This is a genomic window from Acinetobacter sp. YH12069 (assembly GCF_013419675.1).
Lineage (GTDB): Bacteria > Pseudomonadota > Gammaproteobacteria > Pseudomonadales > Moraxellaceae > Acinetobacter > Acinetobacter amyesii.
Genome location: NZ_VOZS01000008.1, coordinates 91,620 through 117,176 on the forward strand (window position 1 = coordinate 91,620; position 25,557 = coordinate 117,176).

Genomic DNA, 25,557 nt, shown 5'->3' on the forward strand with positions numbered 1-25,557 from the left:
GTGTTATATCTTCGAGTTTATTCTTCGTTATAATTCATTTAGCCCCAAAAAGTATTTAATGATATGTCAGATTTTCAGTCACCACACAACACCGCATTTACTCCGATTTCACCGGCTGAGCGTTATGCTCAAGCCTTAGCATCTGGTCAGTTTTTACCAGATCAGGAACAGGCGCAAGCAGTGCATGAGTTGGATCGAGTTTGGCAAGAATTAATCCAACGTTTTAAGGCTTCTAAAAAAGCGTTTCGTCGTTTCCGTCGTCAAACTGCACCGAAAGGGGTGTATATGTGGGGCGGTGTAGGACGTGGTAAAACTTGGCTGATGGATCAGTTTTATGATTCTGTGCCATTTCGACGCAAAACTCGTATGCATTTCCATCACTTTATGCAGTACGTACACCGTGAATTAAATAAGCTTTCAGGTCAGCGTAATCCACTCGACCTTGTGGCCGACCAAATTTATAAAGAAGCGGTCGTGATCTGCTTTGATGAATTCTTTGTATCCAATGTCACGGATGCGATGATTTTGAGTGATCTATTCCAAAAATTATTTACGCGTGGCATCACTCTTGTTGCAACATCTAACATTGCACCCGATGGCTTGTATAAAAACGGGATTCATCGTGACCGTTTTATCCCAACCATCGAAATGGTAAAAAAGAACTGTGTGATTTTAAATGTAGACTCAGGCGTAGATTATCGTTTACGTGTATTGAAACAAGCGCAGTTGTTTAAGTCGCCTTTAACACATGAACATAAGTTGTGGATGGCACAGCGTTTTACAGCATTAACGCAAACCCAAACGGTTTCACAAGAGCCAATTATTATTAATCAGCGTATTGTGGAAACCATTGGTCATACGGAAGATGTACTGTGGTGTGAATATTCTGAGCTTTGCCTAAAACCACGTAGTCCAGCGGACTTTATTGAAATTGCCAATATTTATAATACGGTCTTGGTGAGTAATGTGCCGCACATGACGGATTATTTGTCTGAAGGGACACGTCGTTTTATCTACTTGGTTGATGAATTTTATGACCGTGGGGTGAAGTTGTTGCTTACTTCAGAAGATACGATTATTGAATTATATCAAGGTGAAAAATTGGCATTTGAAATTGAGCGTACACGTTCGCGCTTATTGGAAATGCAATCTGATGATTATCTACATACCTCTCACCGTCAAATCAATGCACCAGAATCTACAGCAGAAAATTAAGCGTTTTTGTTGGAATAAAAAAAGAACGTCTTGATGGCGTTCTTTTTTTGATATTTAGTTTTAGATAACATGTATAAATTAAGAAACGCTGTGGAACGAACAATAGAAGTTAAAGCAAAGTCTCAAGATAAAAGCATCATTTAATAAGAAGAAGGGTTGTTTAATAATTCATCGATAAAAGCGTTAAATTTAAACTGATTGGTTGAAGTTGTAGCATCGACATTGGCAGCATTTCATGGCTTAATCGAGTGAGTTTGTTAGATGCTTGGGTCTATTTGTTCAGTTTTAGAACAAAATTCTGCACTTAAGTCTAATTTCGACATTTCAAAAACTTTATACACTGTAAAAAGGTATTCAGGCTGATGATGACGTCGTATTTCTGATCTTTATTATGTTGAATGATGAGGGTATTTCATTACATAGAAAATGATCATTATTTAGGAATGTGATAGTACTATTCAGCAAAGTATAAATGGGTATACTAGAATCTCTTGTTATAAAAAATAGCAATATCAGGAAAGACAATGACTGCACGTATTCAAAAAGGCAAGTTAGCGATTGCTAAAGAACTTTACGATTTCATCGAAAATGAAGCACTACCGGGTTCAGGTTTAGACAGTGAAACTTACTGGAAAAACTTTGAACAAGTCGTTGTCGATCTTAGCCCAAAGAACAAAGCACTATTGGCTAAGCGTGACGACATTCAAGCGAAAATTGATGAATGGCACCGCAACAACAAATTTGAACTCGAAGCTTACAAAGCTTTCCTTACTGAAATTGGCTACTTATTACCAGAAGTAGAAGATTTCCAAATCAGCACAGAAAATGTAGACGAAGAAATCGCATTATTGGCTGGTGCGCAATTGGTAGTACCTGTGCGTAATGCACGTTACTGCTTAAACGCTGCGAATGCACGTTGGGGTTCACTCTACGATGCGCTTTACGGTTTTGACGTGATCTCTGAAGAAGGCGGCGCGGAAAAAGGTAAGGGCTATAACCCAGCTCGTGGCGCAAAAGTTATCGAATTTGCTAAAAACTTCTTAAATGAAACTTTCCCGCTAGCAAATGGTTCGCATGCAGATGCAACTAAATATGCGGTCGAAGGCAAAAAGTTAGTTGTAAGCCTAAAAGATGGCTCAACTGCAACTTTAGCGAAAGAAGCTCAGTTTGTTGGTTTTAATGGTGACGAAGCTGCACCAACTGAAATCGTACTTTTAAACAATGGTTTACATGTAATCATTGAAGTTGATGCGACGAGCCCAATTGGTTCAACAGATGCTGCTGGCGTGAAAGACTTAGTTCTTGAAGCTGCGGTAACGACAATTCAAGACTTGGAAGACTCAATTGCAGCAGTTGATGCTGAAGAGAAAGTTGAAGGCTACCGTAACTGGTTAGGCTTAATGAAAGGTACGCTTTCTGAATCTATCGAGAAAAATGGTAAAACCGTTACTCGTACATTAAATAAAGACCGTACGCACAAAAACTTGATCGGTGGTGAAACTACACTTCACGGTCGTTCATTGATGTTACTTCGTAACGTGGGTCATTTGATGACAAACCCTGCGATCCTTGTAGATGGTGCTGAAATCTACGAAGGTATTATGGATGCATTGATCACACCGTTATTGACGTTTGCAGACATTAAAGGCGAAAACGAAAACAAGAACTCTCGTAAAGGTTCTATGTACATCGTTAAGCCAAAAATGCACGGTCCAGAAGAAGTTGCATTTGCAGTTGAATTATTTGAGCGTGCTGAACAAGCGCTTGGTTTGCCTGCGAAGACTTTGAAAATCGGTATCATGGACGAAGAACGTCGTACCTCTGTGAACTTGAAAAACTGTATCGCGCAAGCGAAAGATCGCACGATTTTTATTAATACAGGTTTCATGGACCGTACGGGTGACGAAATTCATACGTTCATGGAAGCAGGTCCATTCGTTCGTAAAGGCGAAGTGAAGTCTCAAATCTGGTTCCCTGCATATGAAAACCGTAACGTGATGATCGGTCTTCAAGCCGGCTTACGTGGTAAAGCGCAAATCGGTAAAGGCATGTGGCCAAAACCAGATATGTTGCTTGATATGTACAAAACTAAGATTGAGCATCCAGAAGCTGGCGCAAGCTGTGCATGGGTTCCGTCTCCATCTGGCGCTGTAATTCACGCGATTCATTACCATCAGTGCAATGTTTCTGAGCGTCAAAAAGAGTTGTTGAATACTCAGCCGCTATCTTTAGATGACTTGTTAACGCCGCCTTTAGCGACAGATACAAACTGGTCTGAAGAAGAGAAAACCAAAGAACTCGAAAACAACCTTCAAGGTATCTTGGGTTATGTTGTTCGTTGGGTTGATTTGGGTGTAGGTTGTTCAAAAGTACTAGACATCAACAACGTTGGTTTGATGGAAGACCGTGCAACTTTACGTATTTCTTCTCAACACGTTGCGAACTGGTTACGTCACGGTATCGTAACTGCTGAACAAGTTGAAGAAGTATTTAAGCGCATGGCGAAAGTTGTGGATGAGCAAAATGCCAACGATCCACTTTACACACCAATGGCACCAGGCTTTGATGGTTATGCATACAAAGCTGCTTATGACTTAGTATTCAAAGGTGGCGAGCAGCCTTCTGGTTATACAGAGCCGCTTCTTCATGCTTACCGTTTAAAATTAAAAGGTTATACAGGTGACTAATCTGTAAATCAAAAAAAGCCTCTTCGGAGGCTTTTTTATTGCTTGAGAAAGTTAGAATGTCGACATAAAAAATGAAAAGGAAACTCCATGTATTTATGGAATGTAAATCGGTTGGTGGATGATATAAGACTGAATAAAGTCTCAGAAAGCCATTATAAAAACTACTATATTGCCAGCTCAATATTGATTTTCTTTAGCTACTTAGCACTGACCTTAACCCCAGAATCCAAACCTACAGAAGCTTGGGCTTCGTTTGTTTTACAAGTTGGTCTGCTGATCAGCTGGGTGAATGCCATATTTAAAGCCAATGGCGGCGAGCAAGGCCGAGATTTTTTAAAGCGCTTTATTGCATTGTATTTGCCCGTAACGATTCAGAGTTTAGTCCTCTTTATCTTGATCGCTGTTGTTGTCGAAGGGCTGTTACCCATGTTGACCGTTAACATGGAGGAGGCTGCGCTTGAGCAACTCACCACAGTTAAAGATCTAAGTTTTGAAGTCATCATTAGCTGTTATATTTATTGGCGAATCTATAAAGCGATGCGGCAGATTCATCAGCCTGTTTAAAGTATAAGGTTGTAAAAGAAATTAATTATAAAGTTTTATCCTGTTTTTCTCATAGCTTTTCAATGCTGAAGCCTTTACATTGGGATGAATGATAAAAATAGGATGGAAACGATGTCAGCTTATACCGCATTAGATTTGCAATATATTGGTGGGCAATGGCGAGCAGGGACTTCAACACGTCACATCAAGAATATCAATCCCTTTAGCCAAGCAGAGATTTTTGAATTGCAGGCAGCCAGCAGTGTCGATGTAGACAGTGCTTATAGTGCGGCAGAAGCTGCCTTTAAATCAGAAGTGACCAAGCCCATTGAAGTACGTCAGCAAGTCATCACTAAATTAACCCAAACCATTCAGCAGCGCAGAGAAGAAATTATTCAATGGCTGATAGATGAATCAGGAAGTACACGTTTAAAAGCCAATATTGAAGTTGATGCAGCGCTCGGCATTATCCAAGAATCGTTGCGTTTTCCTGAAAAAATGCAAACTACGCAGCTAGAGAGTAAAGACCCGAGTCGAAAGAGTTTTGTATTGCGCAAACCCTTGGGTGTCATTGCGGTGATTAGCCCGTGGAATTTTCCATTTCATTTATCGATGCGTTCTGTGGTGACTGCGATTGCCTGCGGTAATAGTGTGGTGTTGAAGCCTGCAAGTGACACGCCAGTGACAGGTGGAACGTTGCTCGGAAAATTATTTGAAGAAGCGGGCTTGCCGCATGGCGTGTTAAATGTCGTTGCAGGCAGTGGCAGTGAAATTGGCGACTATTTTGTAGAGCATCCTGTGCCTAAAATGATTTCATTTACAGGTTCAACTGAAGTGGGTCAGCAGGTCGGGGTGAAAGCACTAGGAAGTTCAAGGATTAAACGTTTAGCGCTAGAACTTGGCGGTAATGCGCCTTTAGTGATTTTAGATGATGCCGATTTAGATTTAGCCGTTGAACTGACCGTGATGGGGCGTTTTTTGCATCAAGGACAAATCTGCATGAGTACCAATCGAGTGATTGTGGATGAATCCTTGCACGATGCTTATGTTGAAAAATTGATTCAGCGGGTAAAAAGTATTGTTGTCGGTGATCCAAATGCTGCTGAAACCCTCATAGGGCCTATCATCAACAAGGCGCAGGTTGATAAATTAAAAACCATTATTCAAAATGCTATTCAGCAAGATGCAATTTTAGCCTATGCAGGCGGTATTGAAGGTCAATTGGTTGCACCGCATATTTTTACCCATGTGGATGCACACGCTGATATTGCATTGGAAGAAAGCTTTGGGCCAATCTTGCCGATTTTAAAAGCGCGAGATGAAGCACATGCACTAGAATTGGCGAATTCAACCCGATTTGGTTTATCGAGTGCGGTATGTACGTCAAACTTGGCGCGCGGCGGGGAGTTTGCTGCCAAACTCGATATAGGCATGACGCATATCAATGGCATCAGTGTGGCGGATCATTCTAATGCACCCTTTGGCGGTGAACGTAATTCAGGCCTTGGTCGTTTTAATGGTGAGTGGATATTTGAGGAATTTACCCGCACCCATTGGCAAACTTTCCCTGCTTAAAATACGCAAAGTGAAGTCTATTTAATCTTGTGCAATAGACTTCACTGCAGGTTCTGTTATGCAGGACATTTTTAGTTTATTTCCATGAAATATGCGGCAGAATATAGTCCCAAAAACGGCTCCAACGTGTTTTGTAATACAGAAAAGCGCCAAGATCTTGGCTTGAACAATTATCCTGATAGTGCATTTGCTGATTCATCAACAGCATGGGCTTACGTTGCAAAGCCGTCATATACAGCTTGACCTGAACCTTATAATTGTAGATTGAATAATTAGAAGAAATAGTCTCGGTTTTCATTTTTTGGATATGGTGAATATAGACATCAAACTTCAAGCCATTTTTGTAATCCGTTGCCTCATGAATTGTTCGATCTTCGATTGGAATAAGCGGATTGTTATCACTAAACGCTAAATATGCGTTATGTTTTTGGTTTCCTTGTTAATCATTAAACTGAAGAGCTGAATTTGCAGTAGTGAAATAGGGGAGCGCATCTTGAGGGTTGATTTTAAACGTGCCAGTACAAGAAATCCTGACACGCCCTTCATCTGCATTCACCGTAAACCAGCCAAATTGATCTTCTAATTCTGTCGTGTGGGCTTCATCTGCGTCAGGAAGAATCACGCCAAACTGATCTCTTTGTCTTTGCAGATTTTGCATCAAGCGATAACTATTTTGAGCACGTTTTGCAAAACGGATTTCAGGAAACATCTCTGGAGAAGTGATTTTAAAGTCTGAGACATCAATCGCTTCACCATGAGGCAAGATGACCAATGAAAATTGTTGTTCTTGGGTGTTGGGAAGATTTTTGACCGTAACCCAATGATGTGTACTGATCATTTGCTGATTGCGAAAATGCTTATATTGAATGCGGTACTTGCCTGCAGGAATCTCAGTCTCATTGATTAGGTCTTGTTTAAATGGATATTCGTTGAAATAGAGCGCGTCGAGACTAAAAGGTAGAAATGAAACGGTATGTACAGAGACTTTTACGGCATGTGCGGTTGAATAAAGGCTTGAAATTAGAATTAAAACGATAAAGCGACTTCGATTTAGATTTTTCATTTATTATAAAGATTGAATTTTTGCGGATTATGGCAAATATGTGCGCCAACTTCAAACCGATTACCTTAGCGCAATTAAAGTCTCAAAACTTGCCTGAAATCAGTTTTGAATATCCTGATGAAGTCTATCCAAATTATGATTTGCCGCTGCTCTTTAAGTCTGAACAAGGGCTAGAGTGGCGAAAAGTGGGTTTTGGCATGGTGCCTAAATGGGCCGAAGACAAATCAATTGCACTAAAAACCTATAATGCCCGCAATGAAACCTTGTACCAAAAGCCGTCTTTTATCAATGCCATCTCCAAATGTAAATTTGGCGTAATTCCAGTGTCTGAATTTTATGAGTCAATGTATATCGACAATAAGCCGCAGCGTTGGAGTGTTAAACGCAAAGATGGAGAAGCGTTTTATATCGCTGCCTTATATGACATTTGTCGGCAAGGTGATGAGATTGTACGTTCTGCAACCATGATTACGATGGATGCTATCGATCATGAAATGATGAAACACTTTCATGAGCCAGGAAATATAAAACGCTCGGTGATTGTGATTCCGCATGCGCGATTAGAGGAATGGTTAAGCTGGAAATCACCCAATATCCAAAGTTTTGTACAGGGTTTTCCCGTTGATGAATTTGAATGCGCGCATGCACCTAAAATAAAAATCGAAAAAATCAGTCCCCAACTGAACTTTTTCGATTAATACTTCGGTGATGCAGAATGCTTAGCGCGCTAAGTTTTTGAAGATGTGCTTTAAGCTTTCCATGGTTTTTTCAATTTGTAGCGGTGTTAAGCCTTCAAAAGATTGCTCGAGAACGACATTCGTTAGATCGTTAATCTTCTGCGTCATTGCAGTGCCTTTATCGGTTAACACGACGCGGGTAATACGCGCATCATCTTCACAAGAATAGGTATCTACTAAGCCTTCATCTTTTAAGCGATAAACAATTTTGGTTGTCGTCGACATTTTAGACACGACCATTTCAGATAAATCCGAAACGCTCGCATGTGGCTTAGACTTGAGTGCGAGAAGGATACGGCGACGTGAATTATCAACACCATATTTTTTCAACGCATGGTCAACGTTTAAAACGTATTGAGCATGAACCTGAGTGACCCAGTAGAAAGGAAAATTTTCTAAGCTAAAGTCATCGGTGGATGGTAAAAATTTTGAATACTTTTTTGTCATGAAGAAGTCCCCTGAATATTTGTTTTAATTTTATTTAATGTTTTAACATTCTATTGAAAAATAGAGGGTAATAGCAAGAGTTCACAATAAAAAAATAGAAAGTAGAAGATATCTCATTTTTAGATTATCTTAATAGATTATATTGATATTCTGTCCAAGCGATTAAAAAAGAATAAAAGTAATTTTTGCTATAGAGAGATAGTGTAGTGAAAATAAATAAGTTTTTAATTCAAATTGAATATTAATATATTTTACCAAAAGGTTGAAATAAATAATTCATTAGATTTGTCATACAATCTTATACAACGCATTTAATAATATTTAATTAAAAAGTTAGATGAAATCAATCTTTTTAACAGCGTTGGCATGTATCTATAAAAGTCAGTATTACGATCTAGATTTATATTTGATGTAGCCCATTCAATCGGCAACGCATTAAGCGCTTTTAACATTTTGTCATATTGTTGATGCGAAAAAATATGCTTGAATACATTACAAATGCGCAAGATTATGCATAATGGAATGGTCTCTAGTTACACAGGTTAAATTTATGGATCCGTCGCCGTGCGTTGGTCTGATTGAAGATATTCTTACAATCCAGAATGAGGAAGAGAGCTAATGGAATTTTTGTTAGATCCCGGAATCTGGGTTGGTTTACTTACATTAATTATTTTAGAAATTGTACTAGGGATTGATAACCTAGTCTTTATTGCCATTTTGGCAGAAAAACTCCCTCCAGAACAACGTGATAAAGCCCGCGTACTTGGTCTTTCACTCGCATTATTTATGCGATTAGGATTGTTATTTGCAATCTCTTGGTTGGTCACATTAACAAAGCCCCTGATTACCGTTTTTGATTGGACATTCTCTGGTCGAGATCTCATATTATTGTTCGGTGGATTGTTCTTAGTTTATAAGGCAGTCACAGAGCTACATGAGAAATTAGAAGGAAAACCAGAAGTTCAAGTGACAACAAAAGTGGCATATGCCAGCTTTACAGCAGTAGTTGCGCAAATTGTTGTCTTAGATGCGGTTTTCTCTTTAGACTCTGTCATTACAGCGATCGGTATGGTCGACAACATTTATGTCATGATGGCTGCAATGATTGTGGCAATGGCAGTGATGTTACTTGCATCTAAACCGCTAACGGCTTTTGTAAACCGACATCCGACCGTCGTGATCCTATGTTTAAGCTTCTTATTGCTTATCGGTATTAGTTTGATAGCAGAAGGTTTTGGTTTCCATATTCCGAAAGGCTATATCTACTCAGGTATTGGTGTTGCGATTGTCATCGAAGCCTTTAACCAGTTTAGTCAACGCAATGCTCAAAAACACGAAGCGAAAATTCCATTACGCCATCGTACTGCAGACAGTATTTTAAAACTGATGGGTGGGCGCTTAGAAGCTGATCAAGTCGGTAATCAGGCGCAAGAAACCTTTGCAGACGAAGAGCGTTACATGATTGGGGGGGTGTTGACGCTTGCAGAGCGTTCAGTTGCGTCGATCATGACTCCCCGTAATCAAATTTCTTGGGTGGATTTAAATGACACACCTGAACAAATTCGTGAGCAAGTCCTTTCAGTGCCGCACAGTTTATTCCCTGTGTGTCGTGGTAGCTTGGATAAAGTGATTAGTATTGTCCGCGCGAAAGAACTTATTGATGTTCTAGACAGTGAAGATGATCTAAAAGCATTGATTAAACGTCATCGTCCAATCTTTATTTTCCAAAAGATGAAGGTGATTGATGCGATTAATACCTTGCGTACCTCTAAAGGCTCTTTGGTACTGGTTACGGATGAATTTGGTGCGGTACAAGGTTTGATTTCACCACTCGATGTGTTTGAAGCGATTGCTGGTGAATTCCCTGATGCGGATGAACAACTTGATTTGATTAAAATCGATGATGAACATTGGAAAGCTTCAGGCATGCTCGATCTGTATCAGTTAGAACTTGAATTGGAAATGCTGGATTTGATCGAAGAAGATGATGGTTACATCAGTGTTTCAGGCCTCATTTTGGATCAGACTCACGGCAATGTAGAAGTCGGTACTGTGGTTGATTTTAAAGGCATCCAATTTAAAGTTACGGCAATGGATGAAAACCGCATTAAAACGGTTGATATCTATTACCAAGCTTAATGCTTAAATTTTAAAATAACTCAAAGACAGCTTTTCGAAGCTGTCTTTTTTGTATGACTAGAAAGTATAAGAAATCCTATCCAAGGGGGCTGTAATTCACGATGTTAAAACGTATTATATTTACATGATGTAACAGTAAAAAAACGCTGCATCTTTTGAGCTTTTAGAGGGCTAAAACGGTTCAAAAGTAATTAATATTGATAGGGTTGGTTTTAAAAAAGCATTAGGTTAAATAGTGATTCATTTTTAACTCGGGGTTTTAATCATCATAGATGATCTATTAATAATTTTTATTTCATTTTAAATATCGGTTTTGACAAATTTATAACTAGGTACTTTGAAGAAATTCAAAGTTAATCCATTAAAAAATGGGTGTTGGTATGGCGATCACTGAGAATATCATTGATTTTAGTAAACTCACGACTGAAGAAAAACATGAGTTGTTTCAACGGCTCTGGGAGTTTGATCAACGTATTTTCCCGACATCGAAAATTGAGCAACTTTATCAATACATGCATGACCCCGATATTGTAGCATTACCAATTATTCAGTATTTTGAGCAAGATAAACTGATCGGGCAAAACATTGTGCGTATATTAAAAATTATGCATAACAATCGGCCGATTTTTATTTTTAATTCACGGGCAGGGGTATTGGTAGATTACCGGCGGAAAAACCTGACCTTAAATTCGGCGATTAAAGTGGCGATGCAGCATCAGATTCGATTTCCAGCGATTCCGATGTGGTTTGTGGCTACATTGGCACAACCAAAGGTATATACATTATTTGCCTCGCGCTCTGTTAAGTTTTATCCAAGACATGGTGTCCCGATGCCCACAGAGTATATGGATGTTTTAAATAGTTATAAAATCCGTCAGCATGATGTGCAGCATCGGGCTGAGGATATTTTTGTTCATCGTTGTGATTTACCGAAGGTGACGCCTGAGCAATTGGTTCGGCTACGGAAAAAATCTGATGAACATGTTCAATTTTTTATGCAGCACGTGCCAGATTATTTTGATGGCATGGGTTTAATGTGTATTTGTAAATTAAATGTTTCAACTATTTTTGAAGCAAGTATGAATCTGGCAGTTGGGCGGGCAGTTTAATGATGGGCATGGATGTGTTATGCGACAAATGACGATATATCGATTATTCGGTTTCGGCGCGGCGATCTTTTTAACGGCTTGTCAGCCAGCAGAGCAAAAAGTACAGGAGCAATCGCAGAAATGTGTTGCCCCCGAAAAACTGGTCAAACAAATTTATGATCAAGAGTTGAAATTGCATGCTTTGAGTAAAGATCAACTTACTGCCTATTTTGAACCATCGTTAGCGGAACGTATGCAAGCAGAAATTAACTGTAAGCAGTCGCAACAAGCGTGTAATGTGGATTTTGATATTTTCACGGATAGCCAAGATCCGCAGCAAGATTCGAAAAAAGGCGTTCAGCCTAAACTGAGTTTTGATGAAAATAAAAACGTCGTTCGTGCTGAGTTTAAAATTGGCGATGAAGCCAAAGTATTAAATTATGAAATGAGTGATGGCGACTGTTCAAAAATCAAAAATATTGTTTATGCGGGGGACTATGACCTCGACATGATTTTGAGTAATCCAACAGAAACGATCGAAGATTCAGAAATGTTTGATGCTAATGCTGCAAGTAACAGCACGGCACAGTAAGCTTTTGACGCGTTCTAATTATAAAAAACAGCGTGAAACCCTGAACAGCTTGAGTCTTTTACTCAAGCTATTTTTTTCTCAAGCTATCGTAGCTTCATAGTGCATAAATTTGCATGTTGGCAAGTTGATTAAAATCATCTTCATTGAGATTATAAATTTCATCTAAAAATGCAACATTAAAACTGCCGACACTTGAGCTAATTTCATAGGCTTTTTGACCCGCAATCGCAAAGTGCAAATGTGCTGCGACCGTGCCAGCAGTTAGTGATTCACTTACGGCGCAATAAGCTGCTGTTAGCGCACCTAAAGCGCAGCCAGAAGCCGTCACTTTGGGTTGTAAGTAAGACCCACCATTAATCTGTATCACTGCATTCATTTCTTTCGATAAGATGAAATCTGATTCGCCTGAAATTGCCACACATTCACAGTGTTCTAACAAGGGCACAGCATTTAAATAAATCTCGGCACTATTGAGCGTGCTATCGACACCGCGGGATTCACCTTGATTACCTGCAAGACAGCTGATTTCTGATGCATTGCCGCGAATAATACTTGGCTTGTATTGGAGTAATTGGTCAACCATTTCAGATCGCCATGGCAAAACGGGGCCATAACCGACAGGGTCAAGCACCCAAGGTTTATTTAAATTTTGTGCTGTTTGTGCAGCAATTTGCATGGCCTGCATTTGTTCAGACGTTGGCGTGCCTAAATTGATATTCAATGCACTGGCAATCGAGGCAAAGCTTTCAGCTTCAAAGGGATTGTCAATCATTGCAGGAGAAGCACCCGCAGCCAAAAGGACATTGGCCACATAATTGCTCGCGACTGCATTGGTGATGATATGCACCAAGGGTTGTTTGGATTGAAGTTCAATCCACGCATTGATAACGCTTTGCAAAAGAGGGCTATTTAAGTCAGTTAATTCACTGTTCATGGTCGTTTCAAAATTTTCAGATTGATTCATCGTTTTCTCCCTTAGCGGGTGAAGTAATGGTCTTGATGTTTACAATTACGGCAGAACAGGGTCACATAATCTGCGGCATCATAATCGACAGAGAGCTCTTGTGAACCACAGTACATGCAGCGCTTTGTGGAATAAAAATTTAATCGTGGTTCGATTTTTTTCCAAGCATGGCGTATCGGTTGCACAAAGATACTTTCATCGAGTCCTAAAAAGTTAAAGAGCAAAATTTCACTCATTTTACTAAACGGTAATTGTGGCGGACGAGGGAGGGTAAAGGTTTCCCATTTTTCCTGTAAGCCACGTTCACGGTATTGCTGTAAGGTCTTTTTTAACAGATTAGTATTAATGAAGTTTTCATTACGTACTTGCAGAGCTTTTTGTTTATGTAGGTATTCGAGTGCTGACTGAATCATATAGTAAATCTGCCCAACCGCTAGATGGTCGAGTAGGCGATAACAGAACACTTGAAAGCTTTTATTCCCTGCAATTTGAATGCCCCATGTCTTACAGTAAAACTGCATGAATTGGACAATTTCTTGAAACAGTAGGAGATACAAGCACTCTTTCACTTCGTCAGCGCTTTTAAAAGGAACACCCAGAGCTAAATTTTCATAAAACCAATGGCGCAGTTGCTGTGCTACGCTAAAAAGGCTGGGCTCCGAATAGCCATCCAAACGGACATTGATATAATACTGTTCAGCTTGTAGTGCATCATCTTTCACAATCAAAATTTGCTCATGCACGAGATGCTTTTTGAGTGATTGTTGGAAGAAATAATTCGGGCTGATGTTATGATACTTAATAGCGTCCCAGTCGATAAATTCTTGATGCGCCGTATGTTCTTGGACGTGATTATCCAATAAAGCCAGCAAAAAGAGTTTCTGTAAAAAACTCAGTTCACTTAATTCACGTTCAACGATATCTTTATTTTTGAGTTTACGCTGTTCTTGTAAACGGGTTTCTTTCAGTAGTTTTTTTCGCGCAGCCTGACAGTTTTCACAATGACAGTTGTATTGCTGTTCTGGAAATATTTGATGATGACAGTGGCTACACTGATAAAAATTAAATTCTTGCTCATCTAATTTTTCAGCATCTACCCAATACATAGATGCACGACACAACGGGCATTGCGTACTTTCATCCATTTGTTTGCGTAGAATATTGAACATGTTTCCAGCGTTTCTTGAAAGATTAAATTGATTATACACATCTCTGTTTAAAGACGGGGTTGCAATTTGAGTTGCGGCAGCTCAGGCGAGAAGTCGACATATAAAAAAAGCTGCATAGTGATGATGCAGCTTTTAGTCAGAATGGATTATTAATAGGCGGCTGGGCATGGGATCGATTCGTCCTCCTCTCCAAGTTGTTTGGCTTGTATTAAGGCTTGCACTTTTTTAGACGCGACTTTTTTAGTGCCTAATGCACTATATGAGTTAAGTAATGAACTGACCTCAAAGGCTTTGAGCGGAATCCCTTCGCAGGTCATAAACATTGCAATTACTTGATGGTCGATATTTGCAGCATCAAGCGCTTGCAGGGTCTTCATATTTTCAATACGGATGATGTGTTCTTTAATAAACATAATGCACCTCTTTTTGTTTTAGCCTGATGATTTTGCTTTTGGCAATTAAGTAGATGCAAAACGCATGCTCAAATGTTTTGAGTAGACATTTTAAAGCAGATAAACTTTATAATTATTTACTAAGATATTGAAAATAAATTATTAATTTAAAAGTAACAAAATAATATTGATGCGTATGGCTATGTCTAATGAATTCTCAAAATGCTTAAACTGTTGAAAAAGAAACATCTTGGTGCATCGTTTAAACAGAAGTATGCAATCAAATACAAATTAGAAGATTGATATGAATTACGTACTAAGGTGCTTTTTGGAAGGAATCACCTAAGCGATTGGATTTGAAAAGTATATTTGTATATATTGAGCTTATAATTTTTAATGATCTAGGCTTCTAGGATTGAAACCAAGCGGAATCTACTGAACTTGATACACAGCATGATTCAGCTGGATTTCTAAAGGTTTTGATCTTTTTTTATCCTTTCTTTGTATGGAATACACATGTCAGACGCACTTAAAAACAGCAATATCACTCGCATGCAATTATATAAGCAGCCACAGGGTACGGTTGGCGCGCTGATTATTGGGCATGATCAAACACTAGAAAAGACGATCGAGTTACTTGGCCTGGCGCAGCAACATCAAGTATCTAAAATTTATGTGGCGGGTGCGACGGAAGAAATTCAGCAATTCCTCACCTCAAAAGTCACGGCATTTCAATTTTACTTTGCTGCAGACTATGACAGCGCGCTCGATTTAATTTTCGAAAATCAATAATCCTCTAAGTCTTAAGCAGGAAAGTTTGAGCGCAATAATTTGAAGTTACAGAAGTATATAAAGCACCTGTACTTTCTCTTTCTAGTATCTAGGTACTTTATTTATTTGATGTAGATAAATAATTTCCATATTGCAGTAGCTGTGCTCAACTCAGGCATTTATTTTGCTTAAACATGGCGAAAATATGTGCCAGCCTTTAAATTATTCTATAAAGATGATTGAAAACAACATGCGCTGAGCCCATATATAAATCATTGTAAATGCGAAGACAGCTTATGCATCTTGTCGTATGATCAAGTCATTCACAATGTGTTCAAAAAGCTGATGAAGCAATAACTAAGGAATAGGACGAGATATGAACATTGCGGCAAATCCAGTGGTCGAAGCAGACCAAACTGTTTATTTAAAAGATTATCAAAAACCATCATTTGTCGTAGATAGTATCGATCTTGATATTCAAGTCTTTGATGACCATACCAATGTAAATGCAAAATTAGTGATGCAGCGTCAAACGGCAGGGGATTTGGTGTTATTGGGTCGTGATTTGGAACTCAAATCAATTCGCTTAAATGGTCAAGTTTTGCCAGCAGATGCCTATGTTGTAGATGCAGAACAACTGGTGATTTCAAATGCACCTGACCAAGCTGTCATTGAAACTGAAGTCGTGATTCATCCTGAAAGCAATACTCAACTCGAAGGTTTATACCAAGCGGCAGGCGATTTATTCGTTACTCAAAACGAGCCTGAAGGCTTCCGTAAAATTACCTATTATCCTGACCGTCCTGATGTGCTATCGGTATTTACCACACGTGTCGAAGCGGATAAAAAATTCCCTGTATTACTTGCCAATGGTAATTTGATTGAAGCGGGTGAAACCGGTGAAGGTCGTCATTATACCGTTTGGCAAGATCCAACCAAAAAACCATCGTATCTATTTGCTTGTGTGATTGGTGATTTGGCAGTACTTAAAGACACTTATGTGACGTCTGAAGGTCGTAATGTTGCTTTAGAAATCTATGCAGAAGAAAAAGACATTCCAAAATGTCATATTGCCATGGAAGCTTTAAAACATTCGATGCGTTGGGACGAAGAACATTATGGTCGTCCTTATGATTTAGACAATTATATGATCGTGGCAACCAGTGCATTTAACATGGGTGCAATGGAAAACAAAGGTTTGAATATTTTCAACACCTCTTGTGTGCTTGCTGATGAAGAATACACCACAGATGCAGCGATCATGCGTGTTCAGTCTGTGATTGCACATGAATACTTCCATAACTGGACAGGTAACCGTATTACATGTCGTGATTGGTTCCAACTTTGTTTAAAAGAAGGTTTGACGGTATTCCGTGATCAGTCGTTCTCAGAAGATTTACAATCTGCTGCGGTACAACGGATCGATGACGTTGCTGTGTTAAAAGCTCATCAGTTCCCAGAAGATTCAGGCCCGCTTTCACATCCACCGCGTCCAGATCATTTTGTTGAAATTAATAACTTTTATACCGCAACTGTGTATGAAAAAGGTGCGGAAATTAACCGCATGATGGCGACACTCCTGGGCAAAGAAAAATTCCGTGCAGGTACTGACGAATATTTCAAACGCCACGATGGTCAAGCCGTGACTGTTGAAGATTGGGTGGCAGCACTGACAGCAGGTTCAGGTGTAGATTTATCGAGTTTCTTGATTTGGTATAACCAACCGGGCACACCAAAACTTGAAGCAAAAGGTGAGTACGATGCTGCAAATCAAACTTATACTTTAAGCTTCAAACAAAGCTTAAAAGCTCATCCGAAATATCCAAATTTAAAAGCTGTGCCTATTCCTGTGGCTTTGGCATTGTTTGATGCGACGAGTGGTGAACAGTTAGTTCTCAGCTCAGATGCATTGGTTGAAAATGGCATCAAAGATGGCGTGTATTTATTTGATACCGATACTGCAACCATTACATTTAGCGGTGTAAAAACCCAGCCTGTTGTGTCTTTACTGCGTAATTTCTCTGCACCCGTTAATCTTGAATTTAACTATTCAGATAAAGAGCTTGCTTTCCTGATGCAGTACGAGCCGAATGGTTTTAACCAATGGCAAGCTAGCCAAACCTTGTTAGAACGCATTTTGTTAAATGGCCATGATGCCGACATCTATGTTCAAGCCATTCAAAATACATTACCGGCATTGGTTGAGCGTGATCCATTACTTGCTTCACGTTTATTCGATGTACCGACAGAGGGTTATTTAGGTAGCCGTATTGATACCGACTACAGTCCTGCTAAAGTGCAGGAACAGCGTGAAGCACTGTTAAGTCGTGTGGCACGTGAGTTAGGTTCATTCTTTAAAGAGACTTATGCAACTTTAGACCCAGATGCGCAGAAAGAGTTTTCACAAGCTATGGGTGTTCGTGCATTGAAAAACATTATGTTGAGCATGATGGCACGTCAAGGCGATGCCTCTGTATTTGAATTGGCCTATGAACAATTCAGCTCAACAGGCAATATGTCTGAACGCCTTGGTGCTTTAAAAGTATTGGTTTGGAATGATGCACCACAAGCACAGCAAGCTTTAGAAACCTTCTATACACGCTTTAAAAATGAAGCTTTGTCGATGGACCAATGGTTTATGTTGCAAGCGGCACATCCGAAAGCAACTGCGGAAATCATTAAGGCACTGACTGCTCATCCTGATTATGACTTGAAAGTGCCGAACCGTATTCGTGCGGTTACTGGTGGCTTAAATAGCAATCCTGTCAACACTTGGAGCTTTGGTGTGCAGCATATTGTTGAATTAGCAAAATTCCTCGATGAGAAAAATCCAATTGTCGGTTCACGGTTACTGCAAATTTTGTCCCGTTGGTACACGTTGGCAGAGCCGCAGCGTAGTGAAGTTAAAGCCGAACTTGAAGCGCTTAAACCTGTCGTGAAATCGAAGAATGTATCAGAAACCTTAAATAGCATGTTGAGTGTTTAATCATTCAACCTCTCTGTACGATTGATTTGAGTTAAATCAGTCCTACTAAAATGAGTCTGTTGTCATAGGTATGGCAGCAGGCTTTTTTTATATCCAGTCTTTTTTATCTAAACTTTAGTTAGGATTGAAAATCAATCATGTTTAGATGACTGAAACTCAAAAAATTTCTCTGAGCATTTATTTAAATTACATAATAATTGCAATATAAATCACATAATGGCGCTACAATAAAATAGGTCTAACACATGAATGACTGTATGCGGTAAGGCATCCAAGTTCATGAATGTTTAGATTTTTTTATCTATTTCATTGTGCAAGATTTTGAGGCGGGTCATGTTAGTTAAGGTTGATGAAGGTTTTTATTTAAACTCACATCATATTATTGCAATTCGAATTAATAGAGATTTGCTTGATACCTTTGTTGTTTCGGTAGAATACACACCCAACAGTGTGCAAAACACAGGTGTATTTGAAAAGAAATTCAATGCGCGCCGCGATGCAGAACAATACCTACAGACTTTGAATCAAATCATTGGTAAATCGTAAAAGCTCAAATGCATATCGTGGATTTTGTCTAGATTGAAATGGGCAAGATATGAATCAGACTCAGATTGACGTCTAGCAAAAGGGATGAAGTGCATCCCTTTTGTCTTATCTGAGCGAAGCTGATGTGAAGAATTGAAAATAAATCATTCTATCGATACGACTCGATTTGCACGTCGGATATTTTCCTGACATGCTGTAGCCATCCAAAATGAGTTAAAACTATATGCGAATCAGTATTGTGGGTGCAGGTCGTGTTGCACATCATTTGCTCAATGTGCTTCATCCACAACATCACATTGTGCAAGTTTATGCGCGAAATCTTGATAATGCAGAAAAACTTGCAGCCAGAGTAGGTGCAGAAGCTATTCATAACCCAGATAAGTTGAATGCTGAGATTGATCTTTTGATCATTGCGGTGAGCGACCAGTCGATTGCAACCATTATTCAGCAAGTTACAGCCTATCTGCCACAGGTTTTGATTGTGCATACGTCTGGTAGCACCAATATCACGGTACTGACCCAACAGCATTCGCGAGCAGGTGTGTTTTATCCTTTACAAACCTTTAGTTTAGACCGAGATGTGGACTGGACGTCGACACCGATCTTTGTAGAAGCGGCGGATTCTACAGATTTGAGGACACTTACAGATTTAGCAAACAGCATAAGCCAAAGGGTTTATCAATATGATTCGGCACAGCGTTTAAGTCTGCATCTCGCTGCGGTGTTCGCATGTAATTTTAGTAATTATTGTTATGACATTGCAAAGCAGATTGTCGATGCAAAAAATGTCGATTTTAGTTTGCTTTATCCTTTGATTTTAGAGACAGCCAATAAAGCTACTCAGGCTGAACCACGGAACATGCAAACAGGCCCTGCAATGCGTGGAGATCAAAATATCATGCAGATGCATGCCAATATGCTTGAGCAAGCTGATCAAGTCGATCTGAAAGTGGTCTATGAAATGCTGAGTCAGCAGATTCTTGGGCATCATCAGAAATAAACAATCCATATAGAATAATGAATATTTATTAGCTTAGACATACATGTCAATCAGGATGTTACATGGCAAAAGATTTTAATAGTCCGCAAGTGGTCGAAAGTTATGATGCACATATACGAAAATTAATTCCCGGCTATGAACTTGTCCATCAACAGATTCAGGCGGTGTTGAATTGCCATGTCGCTGAAGATGCCCATGTACTGATCATTGGATGTGGGACGGGCTATGAATTGGGCTATCTCATGGCCTTGAATCCAACATGGTCATTTACCGTTACAGAATTATCTGAAAATATGCTGAATCAAACACGGCAAAGTGTTGAAGCTGCTGGACAGTTGCATCGCGTCAAATTTGTTTTGGGCAGTCACACTACTTTTGAGCAGGCGAGTTGTTTTGATGCGGCGCTGAGTATCTTGGTGACGCATTTCATTCTGTTGTCAGAGAAAACTAACTTTTTAGCAAAAGCTTTTGAATTGCTTAAACCGCAGGGTATTTTTGTAAGTTTTGACTTGATGCAAACTCATTCGCGTTTTGAGCAGCATGTACTGCCTGAGTTTTGCAAAATGCAGGGTTTATCTGCATCGCAAGCGACAAAAATGATGCAACGTTTAGAAGATGACTTTGAACTGATTAGTCAGCAGCACTATCAAAGCTTACTGAGGGAAATAGGCTTTGATCAAATCCATTGTTTCAGTCAAATCTTTAGCTATGCAGCTTACTGTGCTTTTAAAACGTCTATGGATTAAAAGAATAAAGACCAAGTTTGAGTGTATTAAATCCATCGATCATTTTGACAGATATTGTTGCTACCTTGCATGAGTGAAACTTGCATCAAAATTTTGATCAATAGTCTCATTTTTTCTTGCTCGGTATCGCGCTCATTATTTTAAGAAAGAAACTTTTCAGTCAGCGTTAAATCCATTATTGTGCATTTATAAAAATAATCAATTGGATGAAAATAATGTCTAAAATGGAATTTGATTATATTGTGATTGGTGGCGGAAGTGCGGGATGCGTACTGGCTGCACGCCTCAGTGAAGATCCACATATATCTGTGTGCTTACTAGAAGCAGGTGGGCAAGGTGATCAGTGGACGGTCAATATTCCAGCTGCATGCGTGGTGAGCTTGCCGACCAAGATCAATAATTGGGCCTTTGAAACTGTGCCTCAAGCTGGCTTGAATGGTCGTAAAGGCTATCAACCACGTGGAAAATGCCTTGGCGGTTCATCCAGTATTAATGCCATGATTTATATTCGTGGACATAAAAATGACTATGATCAATGGGCGGCACAGGGCAATACTGGCTGGTCATACGACGAGGTCTTGCCATATTTTATTCGCTCAGAAAATAACAACCGAATACAGAATGAATTCCACGGTAATGACGGCCCTCTGTCCGTCACAGATGTACAAAGTGACAATATTTTCCATCAACGCTATACCGAAGCGGCTCGTGCACAAGGCCATAAAGTCCTCGATGATTTTAATGGCGCAGAACAAGAAGGCTTAGGGGTTTATCAGGTAACGCATATCAATGGAGAGCGTTGTAGTGTGGCACGTGCGTATTTATTTCCACATTTAGATCGGCCAAATTTAACTGTATTGACCAAAACCACAACACATAAAATCATTATAGAAGATAAAGTGGCCACAGGTGTTGAAGTCCAACATGCAGGGCAAATGAAACACCTAAAAGCCAGACGTGAAGTCTTGCTCAGTGCCGGAGCGATGCAGTCACCGCAGATTTTAATGTTGTCTGGAGTAGGCGATCAGGCCGAGCTCCAAGCGCATGGCATTGAAGTGAAACACCATCTACCGGGTGTAGGAAAGAACTTCCACGACCATCCCGATTTCATTTTTGGTTATAAAGTCAAAGAATACCAAGGCACATTTGGCGTGTCCTTACCTGGCTCAATTGATATGTTCAAGCAGTTCAATCGCTATCGTAAGGAACGAAGGGGTATGATTGCTTCAAATTTTGCAGAATGTGGCGGTTTTCTAAAGTCTTCACCCGATTTAGCGATACCAAATTTGCAATTACACTTTGTCGTGGCGTTAGTAGATGACCATGCACGGAAATTTCATACAAGCCATGGTTTATCGTGTCATGTATGTCTGCTCAATCCAAGAAGTCGCGGCACGATCAAACTAAGTGGTTCCAGTGTCAATGATCCATTATTGATTGATCCAAACTTTTTAGGGGATGAACAGGATTTAGAAGATTTGGTACAAGGCTTTAAGTTGACGCAGCAATTAATGATGTCGCCGTCTTTATCGAGTCATTATCAGCAAGATTTATTTACCTCACTGGTCAAAACAGATGATGATATACGTGCAATCTTACGTCAGCGTGTGGATACGGTTTATCACCCTGTCGGTAGTTGTAAGATGGGTGTGGATGAGATGTCTGTGGTTGACCCTGAATTGAAAGTCTACGGGATTCAAAACCTTCGTGTCGTCGATGCATCTATCATGCCTTCTGTGGTGAATGGCAATACCAATGCACCGACAGTGATGATTGCTGAAAAAGCCGTGGATATGATTCGACAAAGTCAGCTCCAAGCGCAAGTAGCTTAGTGGTTATTCGTTTTATATGATTTGATACAACACAGATAAATCTTAGATCAAAAACAGCAATAAAAAACCACCGCTAACGGTGGTTTTTTGCTTCATTCAAAAATTAATATACTTTTTTGAAGATGAAGTCATTAATTTTATGGCCTGCTTCAATTCCGCGACGTTCAAACTTAGTTTGCGGACGCCAGTCTGGACGAGGGTAGCTATTGCCTTTACCTGCAAGGTTTTCAAGACGTGGACGTTCTTCAAGTACTTCGATCATCCATTCAGCATACGGTTCCCAGTCAGTCGCTGAATGGAATGTACCGCCGATTTCTAATTTTTCTTCAACCAATGGCATACGGTCATGAGATACAAAACGACGTTTGAAATGACGTTTCTTCTGCCATGGATCTGGGAAGTATAATTGCACAGTGTTAATACTGTTGTCTGGCATTTCACGTAGCACTTGGATGGCATCAGCATCTAATACTCGAAGGTTAGTTAAACCTGCAAGACCTGCTTCATAAACACATTGAGCGATACCCGGAACATGTACTTCAATACCGACAAAGTTACGTTCAGGGTTTGCTTTTGCCATTAGTACCAAAGAACGCCCCATACCAAAACCGATCTCGACAGTTAATGGGCGTTCAGGGTGTTCAAAATGCTGACGCAAATCCCCAACAGGATATTCCAAAATTAGATGACCATATTGTTCCAGCGCAGTACGTTGCGAAGTATTAAGTGGCGCAGAGCGGCGCATAAACGTCACGATTTCACGGTGTTCGTTTAGGTTATCCAGATCTACTGCGTGCTGGTCTAATTGATCGTTCGACATAACTTTGGCAAATGTAAAAAATTCGAATGCGGTATTTTAAGTCCTGAGATGCACAAGTCAAATTTTTTACCGTGAATAAATCCGCTTTTTGCTCAATCTCACCGACTGAAGCCGTGCTGAGCATTTGCAATGAGCAGTCAAATGCTCAGCTCAAAAGTGATGAAATAACATTAAGCTAGGCGTTTTTATCGTCAAGATCTTCATTATCAGCACCGTCAAGCTTAAACGGCAAAATGGCCTCAAGCACGGTACAACCCGGCTGTGACTGTATTTTAAATTCACCACCAATACGATGGATTCGCGTTTGCATACTGTGAAGGCCGACATGTAGGCCTTGCTCAACTTCGTCAGGGTTGAAGCCGATACCGTTATCTTCAATACGTAAGATCAGCTGAGTCTCTGTTTCGCACAAACTGACCTGAACTTTGCTTGCTTGACTGTGCTTTAAAATATTGGTCAGGGTTTCTTCTGCGACACGAGTCAAATTGAGACATTGGGTCGCAGAGGGTGAGTGAATCCATTCGGCAGCAAATTTCCAGCTCGAGCTCATGTCTAATTCTTCAAAGAGCTGTACAAAGCGATGGCGAATCGGCGCCGCCCATTCGATCGGGGTGTCTGGAACTTTCGTCCCTATACTTGAACCCGAATCGATAACTTGTCTTAAATCATTTCGGAACAGTTTAAGCATCGACATGATTTGTGGTTTTTCAATTTTGTCATTTTGTTCTAACAGTAAAATTGAACGGACAATTGATCCGCCTAAACCATCATGTAAGTCATGAGATAAATGAATTCGTTCTTGAAGTCGTGCATTTTCAAGCGCGAGTTGATGTTGTTGACCGAGTGAAGTAGCGAGTTTCAGTTCAGCTCGTTGAACATTTTCAGTTAAGGTCTTATTAAAACGCTCAATTTGACGCGTGTGTCGAGCTAAACGTAGAGCCAGTACGCCGCCAAAGATGAGGGTTGTCACTGGCCCGGTATAGGGCGAGAGCGCATGACCTTCCATGGTCATCATAAAGTGCGCATCATGTACTGCAATCGGTAAATAAATCAGATACAGCGTTGCAAGCAAATAGGTTTCGGCCATTTTGGCTTTATACGCCAAGTACGGGTAGCTAATACATTTGGCCACAAAGACTAAAACAAAGAAGCTAAAACAAATTTGGATGACGGTCTTTAAATAAGCCTCTGGTGCAAAACCAATACAGATCGCTGCGATAGTGGCAAGGCTTAATAACAGCTTTTGAATTTTTGGGAAGGGGTGGTTTGCAAAATACCACGCACCAATACAGCCAAAAACCGTATAAAAACAGAAAATAATATTTTGTAGACGATCGACCTGTACGGTGGTTAGTAATGCAATTGGCCCATTAAAAATAATACACAGGCTATAAAATACCCAAGCCATGCCTGTAATGGTTAACCATAAGTAAGCTCTTTCATTACGATTGGCGAGCCATGCTAAAAAAAAGAACACGGCCACGACGAAATTAATCATCGTATTCAGTTCGACTAATTGTCGTTGTTCGAGTAACCAAATTTTAAAGGTGTCATAGACTTGCTGGTAATCCCCAATTTGAACTGAACTGAGTCCTGATTTTTGGGTCACCGAACCATACACTTGCACCCAAATGGTATTTACACCTTGCTTTAAACTTGAGCTAGGCAAGTTCAATAGTCTAGGTTGATGTTGGCTTCGCGAAAAATGTTCTGCTGAAATGTAATCTTGCCAAAGTAGGGCATCGTTAATGTAAACCCGACCACTTTGGGTGATGCCTTGTATAGCGATAGCAATGGGCTGATTTAACTGATGGAGGTCACAGTTCAATTTAAATTGGATTTTGTACCAAGCGATACCATGATAATCCGGCCAACGTTTATTCCAAGTGTCTGGAAGCTTTTGCAGATTTTGCCAACCTGTACGTGGGCGCTCTTGCTCGACAGCGCTTTTAGCTGTGGCAATATGGGTAATTTCAACAGGACAATGACTGCTTGAGATCTGTGGGGTGGCATTGGCAAAACTGGGTATAGCGATACAACATAGCAGGCAAAATAGACTCGCTAAGACCAGCAGCCGATTTGCTTGAATGCAGTGTCGTGACCAAAACCAAACCATCAAAATTCCCCCAATTTTGTGTATCCACAATTTAAAAAAATATATAGAAAGTCACATCAAATCTTTGTTTTATTTTTAATAGTTATAATTTTATGAGATGAATTATACAGTTAAATCGAATGAATGGTG

The 25,557-nt window shown here is 39.9% G+C and carries 22 protein-coding genes; 14 read left to right on the forward strand and 8 right to left on the reverse strand.

Annotated features, from left to right (window positions below; genetic code table 11):
* Window positions 1-63: 63 nt before the first annotated feature.
* The 4 genes from zapE (at window position 64) to FTU16_RS07615 (ending at window position 6,020) form a co-directional block, all read left to right on the forward strand.
* Window positions 64-1,215 (forward strand): cell division protein ZapE, encoded by a 1,152-nt coding sequence (gene zapE / locus FTU16_RS07600; protein WP_111885050.1) that lies wholly within the window; start codon window positions 64-66, stop codon window positions 1,213-1,215.
* Window positions 1,216-1,739: 524 nt separating this feature from the next.
* Window positions 1,740-3,902 (forward strand): malate synthase G, encoded by a 2,163-nt coding sequence (locus FTU16_RS07605; protein WP_067767448.1) that lies wholly within the window; start codon window positions 1,740-1,742, stop codon window positions 3,900-3,902.
* An 87-nt stretch (window positions 3,903-3,989) separates the two neighbouring features.
* The gene (locus FTU16_RS07610) at window positions 3,990-4,466 is read left to right on the forward strand and encodes a hypothetical protein (protein ID WP_180129519.1); all 477 of its coding nucleotides are present in this window, start codon (window positions 3,990-3,992) and stop codon (window positions 4,464-4,466) included.
* 111 nt (window positions 4,467-4,577) lie between these two features.
* Window positions 4,578-6,020, forward strand: coding sequence for an aldehyde dehydrogenase family protein (locus FTU16_RS07615; RefSeq protein WP_180163018.1), 1,443 nt, complete (start codon window positions 4,578-4,580; stop codon window positions 6,018-6,020).
* Window positions 6,021-6,096: 76 nt separating this feature from the next.
* On the opposite strand, the gene FTU16_RS07620 is transcribed toward FTU16_RS07615, so the two are convergent.
* Together FTU16_RS07620 and FTU16_RS07625 are read right to left on the reverse strand one after the other, a co-directional pair.
* Window positions 6,097-6,252 carry a hypothetical protein gene (locus FTU16_RS07620; RefSeq protein ID WP_180110641.1) on the reverse strand — a complete coding sequence of 52 codons (156 nt, stop codon included), beginning with the start codon at window positions 6,250-6,252 and terminating at the stop codon, window positions 6,097-6,099.
* 207 nt (window positions 6,253-6,459) lie between these two features.
* On the reverse strand, window positions 6,460-7,083 hold the full coding sequence (locus FTU16_RS07625) for a hypothetical protein (protein ID WP_180163019.1): 624 nt from the start codon (window positions 7,081-7,083) through the stop codon (window positions 6,460-6,462).
* Window positions 7,084-7,121: 38 nt separating this feature from the next.
* Here FTU16_RS07625 and FTU16_RS07630 point away from each other — a divergent pair, with 38 nt between their 5' ends.
* Window positions 7,122-7,781 (forward strand): SOS response-associated peptidase family protein, encoded by a 660-nt coding sequence (locus FTU16_RS07630; RefSeq protein WP_180163049.1) that lies wholly within the window; start codon window positions 7,122-7,124, stop codon window positions 7,779-7,781.
* Window positions 7,782-7,802: 21 nt separating this feature from the next.
* On the opposite strand, the gene FTU16_RS07635 is transcribed toward FTU16_RS07630, so the two are convergent.
* Window positions 7,803-8,267: a MarR family winged helix-turn-helix transcriptional regulator gene (locus FTU16_RS07635; RefSeq protein ID WP_180003047.1), complete on the reverse strand. Its 465-nt coding sequence runs from the start codon at window positions 8,265-8,267 to the stop codon at window positions 7,803-7,805.
* A gap of 618 nt (window positions 8,268-8,885) precedes the next feature.
* Here FTU16_RS07635 and FTU16_RS07640 point away from each other — a divergent pair.
* The 3 genes from FTU16_RS07640 (at window position 8,886) to FTU16_RS07650 (ending at window position 12,086) form a co-directional block, all read left to right on the forward strand.
* Complete coding sequence (locus FTU16_RS07640; RefSeq protein ID WP_078193645.1) at window positions 8,886-10,406, forward strand: transporter associated domain-containing protein; 1,521 nt, start codon at window positions 8,886-8,888, stop codon at window positions 10,404-10,406.
* A 380-nt stretch (window positions 10,407-10,786) separates the two neighbouring features.
* Window positions 10,787-11,515, forward strand: a complete 729-nt coding sequence (locus FTU16_RS07645; protein WP_180163020.1) for a hypothetical protein — start codon at window positions 10,787-10,789, stop codon at window positions 11,513-11,515.
* A 19-nt stretch (window positions 11,516-11,534) separates the two neighbouring features.
* A complete protein-coding gene (locus tag FTU16_RS07650; protein WP_180163021.1) occupies window positions 11,535-12,086 on the forward strand; it encodes a hypothetical protein in 552 nt (183 codons plus the stop codon).
* Window positions 12,087-12,180: 94 nt separating this feature from the next.
* Here FTU16_RS07650 and thiM read toward each other — a convergent pair whose 3' ends face one another.
* From thiM to FTU16_RS07665, 3 genes are all read right to left on the reverse strand, one after another.
* Entirely contained in the window at window positions 12,181-13,050 is an 870-nt protein-coding gene (gene thiM / locus FTU16_RS07655) for a hydroxyethylthiazole kinase (protein WP_180108738.1), read from the reverse strand.
* A gap of 11 nt (window positions 13,051-13,061) precedes the next feature.
* Window positions 13,062-14,219 carry a hypothetical protein gene (locus FTU16_RS07660; RefSeq protein WP_111885041.1) on the reverse strand — a complete coding sequence of 386 codons (1,158 nt, stop codon included), beginning with the start codon at window positions 14,217-14,219 and terminating at the stop codon, window positions 13,062-13,064.
* Window positions 14,220-14,368: 149 nt separating this feature from the next.
* Window positions 14,369-14,632, reverse strand: a complete 264-nt coding sequence (locus FTU16_RS07665) for a hypothetical protein (protein ID WP_078193641.1) — start codon at window positions 14,630-14,632, stop codon at window positions 14,369-14,371.
* Between the two features lie 495 nt (window positions 14,633-15,127).
* Here FTU16_RS07665 and FTU16_RS07670 point away from each other — a divergent pair, with 495 nt between their 5' ends.
* The 6 genes from FTU16_RS07670 to FTU16_RS07695 all read left to right on the forward strand — a co-directional run bounded on the left by FTU16_RS07670 (window position 15,128) and on the right by FTU16_RS07695 (window position 22,492).
* Window positions 15,128-15,403: a hypothetical protein gene (locus FTU16_RS07670; protein WP_180003034.1), complete on the forward strand. Its 276-nt coding sequence runs from the start codon at window positions 15,128-15,130 to the stop codon at window positions 15,401-15,403.
* Between the two features lie 355 nt (window positions 15,404-15,758).
* The gene (gene pepN, locus FTU16_RS07675; RefSeq protein WP_180163022.1) at window positions 15,759-18,368 is read left to right on the forward strand and encodes an aminopeptidase N; all 2,610 of its coding nucleotides are present in this window, start codon (window positions 15,759-15,761) and stop codon (window positions 18,366-18,368) included.
* A gap of 333 nt (window positions 18,369-18,701) precedes the next feature.
* On the forward strand, window positions 18,702-18,914 hold the full coding sequence (locus FTU16_RS07680; protein ID WP_078193638.1) for a hypothetical protein: 213 nt from the start codon (window positions 18,702-18,704) through the stop codon (window positions 18,912-18,914).
* Window positions 18,915-19,137: 223 nt separating this feature from the next.
* Window positions 19,138-19,914, forward strand: a complete 777-nt coding sequence (locus FTU16_RS07685; RefSeq protein ID WP_180163023.1) for a Rossmann-like and DUF2520 domain-containing protein — start codon at window positions 19,138-19,140, stop codon at window positions 19,912-19,914.
* A 62-nt stretch (window positions 19,915-19,976) separates the two neighbouring features.
* Window positions 19,977-20,660, forward strand: a complete 684-nt coding sequence (locus FTU16_RS07690; protein WP_180163024.1) for a class I SAM-dependent methyltransferase — start codon at window positions 19,977-19,979, stop codon at window positions 20,658-20,660.
* 215 nt (window positions 20,661-20,875) lie between these two features.
* Window positions 20,876-22,492, forward strand: a complete 1,617-nt coding sequence (locus tag FTU16_RS07695) for a GMC family oxidoreductase (RefSeq protein ID WP_180163025.1) — start codon at window positions 20,876-20,878, stop codon at window positions 22,490-22,492.
* Window positions 22,493-22,595: 103 nt separating this feature from the next.
* Here FTU16_RS07695 and trmB read toward each other — a convergent pair whose 3' ends face one another.
* Window positions 22,596-23,312, reverse strand: coding sequence for a tRNA (guanosine(46)-N7)-methyltransferase TrmB (trmB, locus tag FTU16_RS07700; RefSeq protein WP_180023891.1), 717 nt, complete (start codon window positions 23,310-23,312; stop codon window positions 22,596-22,598).
* A 175-nt stretch (window positions 23,313-23,487) separates the two neighbouring features.
* Window positions 23,488-25,428, reverse strand: coding sequence for a sensor histidine kinase (locus FTU16_RS07705; RefSeq protein ID WP_180163026.1), 1,941 nt, complete (start codon window positions 25,426-25,428; stop codon window positions 23,488-23,490).
* Between the last annotated feature and the right edge of the window lie 129 nt (window positions 25,429-25,557).

Bases quoted from the DNA above. Each gene is read 5' to 3' on its own strand.
- zapE (WP_111885050.1), top strand. From the start codon at position 64: ATGTCAGATTTTCAGTCACCACACAACACCGCATTTACTCCGATTTCA.
- FTU16_RS07605 (WP_067767448.1), top strand. From the start codon at position 1,740: ATGACTGCACGTATTCAAAAAGGCAAGTTAGCGATTGCTAAAGAACTT.
- FTU16_RS07610 (WP_180129519.1), top strand. From the start codon at position 3,990: ATGTATTTATGGAATGTAAATCGGTTGGTGGATGATATAAGACTGAAT.
- FTU16_RS07615 (WP_180163018.1), top strand. From the start codon at position 4,578: ATGTCAGCTTATACCGCATTAGATTTGCAATATATTGGTGGGCAATGG.
- FTU16_RS07620 (WP_180110641.1), bottom strand. From the start codon at position 6,252: ATGACGGCTTTGCAACGTAAGCCCATGCTGTTGATGAATCAGCAAATG.
- FTU16_RS07625 (WP_180163019.1), bottom strand. From the start codon at position 7,083: ATGAAAAATCTAAATCGAAGTCGCTTTATCGTTTTAATTCTAATTTCA.
- FTU16_RS07630 (WP_180163049.1), top strand. From the start codon at position 7,122: ATGTGCGCCAACTTCAAACCGATTACCTTAGCGCAATTAAAGTCTCAA.
- FTU16_RS07635 (WP_180003047.1), bottom strand. From the start codon at position 8,267: ATGACAAAAAAGTATTCAAAATTTTTACCATCCACCGATGACTTTAGC.
- FTU16_RS07640 (WP_078193645.1), top strand. From the start codon at position 8,886: ATGGAATTTTTGTTAGATCCCGGAATCTGGGTTGGTTTACTTACATTA.
- FTU16_RS07645 (WP_180163020.1), top strand. From the start codon at position 10,787: ATGGCGATCACTGAGAATATCATTGATTTTAGTAAACTCACGACTGAA.
- FTU16_RS07650 (WP_180163021.1), top strand. From the start codon at position 11,535: ATGCGACAAATGACGATATATCGATTATTCGGTTTCGGCGCGGCGATC.
- thiM (WP_180108738.1), bottom strand. From the start codon at position 13,050: ATGAATCAATCTGAAAATTTTGAAACGACCATGAACAGTGAATTAACT.
- FTU16_RS07660 (WP_111885041.1), bottom strand. From the start codon at position 14,219: ATGTTCAATATTCTACGCAAACAAATGGATGAAAGTACGCAATGCCCG.
- FTU16_RS07665 (WP_078193641.1), bottom strand. From the start codon at position 14,632: ATGTTTATTAAAGAACACATCATCCGTATTGAAAATATGAAGACCCTG.
- FTU16_RS07670 (WP_180003034.1), top strand. From the start codon at position 15,128: ATGTCAGACGCACTTAAAAACAGCAATATCACTCGCATGCAATTATAT.
- pepN (WP_180163022.1), top strand. From the start codon at position 15,759: ATGAACATTGCGGCAAATCCAGTGGTCGAAGCAGACCAAACTGTTTAT.
- FTU16_RS07680 (WP_078193638.1), top strand. From the start codon at position 18,702: ATGTTAGTTAAGGTTGATGAAGGTTTTTATTTAAACTCACATCATATT.
- FTU16_RS07685 (WP_180163023.1), top strand. From the start codon at position 19,138: ATGCGAATCAGTATTGTGGGTGCAGGTCGTGTTGCACATCATTTGCTC.
- FTU16_RS07690 (WP_180163024.1), top strand. From the start codon at position 19,977: ATGGCAAAAGATTTTAATAGTCCGCAAGTGGTCGAAAGTTATGATGCA.
- FTU16_RS07695 (WP_180163025.1), top strand. From the start codon at position 20,876: ATGTCTAAAATGGAATTTGATTATATTGTGATTGGTGGCGGAAGTGCG.
- trmB (WP_180023891.1), bottom strand. From the start codon at position 23,312: ATGTCGAACGATCAATTAGACCAGCACGCAGTAGATCTGGATAACCTA.
- FTU16_RS07705 (WP_180163026.1), bottom strand. From the start codon at position 25,428: ATGGTTTGGTTTTGGTCACGACACTGCATTCAAGCAAATCGGCTGCTG.